Genomic DNA, 1,553 nt, shown 5'->3' on the forward strand with positions numbered 1-1,553 from the left:
GGTTTGATAGGTTTGTTGGACAAATATGATATTAAGGTGGTTTGAGAGGGAGGGAGTAACCTAATTATAAAAAAATCTTAATAATATTTATTAAATTAAATATTATATTTATAATCCAATGTCGTTTAGATAAGCATTAATTTAACGACATTTAATCTTATACCAAATATACATATAAAATAGTCCAATCTACTTGTTCTTTTTTGCTAAAATGAGTCAAAAAAAATAGTTCCGTAGCCCAGCTATGCAACGATTTTTCTTGAAAATTTTTTCTAAAAAATAACTACGCATCTTTGGACTATTTTATAAATATATATTGGTATTAAATAAAAAATTTAAAACAATGAATTTTCAAATAGAAAATAGTAAAAGTAACGACATTGACGAAATTTTCCGTTTGTATCAAATGGCAACGGATTTTCAAAAAACAATGTTTACTGTTCATTGGCCTGATTTTGACAGAAAAATTGTACAAAATGAAATTTCAGAAAACAAACAATGGAAAATAATTATTGATGGAAAAATGGCTTGTGTTTGGGCAACTACATTTAATGATCCACAAATTTGGGAAGAAAAAAATGAAGATCCAGCAGTTTATATTCATAGAATAGCAGCAAATCCTGAATTTAAAGGACAGAATTTTGTATTACAAATTGTAGAATGGGCAAAAAGGTATGCCGAAGAAAATCATAAACAGTTTGTTAGAATGGATACAGTGGGTAACAATCTGGGATTAATTACTTATTACACCAAATGTGGTTTTGAATTTTTAGGATTGTTAAAACTTAAAAATACAGAAGGACTTCCTGCACATTATGACAACGCAACTGTAAGTTTATTTGAATTGAAAATATAACCACAATAGTATATGTTCTCGAAAATTGATATGGTATAAAATCACAAAATTTAATTTTTTATTTATAAAATATGAATCCATCTGAAAGATTAGAATTACCTATAACTCTTAGAATTGCATTGCCAAACGAAGTACCAATGGACGAAACGATATTAAAAAATATTGAAAGAAGTACAACTGCAAATTTAATTGAAGGCTATACCCTTACATTGAATGAAGGAAATCCTGAACATGTAAACTTGGGTTTTGATTTTTTTTCTGAAATTAATATTGACAATTCTAAACTATGGATGCTTTTTGTGGAACTTGCTTCCCTTTTGCCTGATGAGGTTATATTTATTGTAGCCTCTATAGATGATGATGAAATGTATTATAGTAAATATAAAAATAAAAATAATATTATAAAATTTTTAGATAAATATAAAAAAGAACTAACAAAAGATACTTTTCTAAAATTTGGCTTGTTATATCATTCAGATAATGAACTTATCGAAGTGTTTATAGACGAATCAAAATACATTAAATTTTGGGGCACAAACTGCAAACAATTTGAAACGGTTATACAAAAATTGGGATTGTCAATAATAGCAGCATTGGCATTTATTGATGAATTTCCATTGGTAAGACTACCTTTAAGTAGTTTAGACCATTCTATGCTTGAAACAGAAAAATTGTTAGAAATTTTAAAAAATAATTT

General features: G+C 26.7%; 2 protein-coding genes. Both read left to right on the forward strand.

Annotation, left to right across the window (positions count from 1 at the left end; genetic code table 11):
- Window positions 1–343 precede the first annotated feature (343 nt).
- Complete coding sequence (locus B0A58_RS15755) at window positions 344–856, forward strand: GNAT family N-acetyltransferase (RefSeq protein WP_089081832.1); 513 nt, start codon at window positions 344–346, stop codon at window positions 854–856.
- A gap of 71 nt (window positions 857–927) precedes the next feature.
- Window positions 928–1,553, forward strand: a 626-nt coding sequence (locus B0A58_RS15760; protein WP_089081831.1) for a hypothetical protein, incomplete at its 3' end; no start/stop codon positions are given.

The organism is Flavobacterium branchiophilum NBRC 15030 = ATCC 35035, assembly GCF_002217205.1.
GTDB lineage: Bacteria > Bacteroidota > Bacteroidia > Flavobacteriales > Flavobacteriaceae > Flavobacterium > Flavobacterium branchiophilum.

What these genes read in the sequence shown, in the direction of transcription:
- B0A58_RS15755 (WP_089081832.1), top strand. Translation starts at nt 344, where the DNA reads ATGAATTTTCAAATAGAAAATAGTAAAAGTAACGACATTGACGAAATT.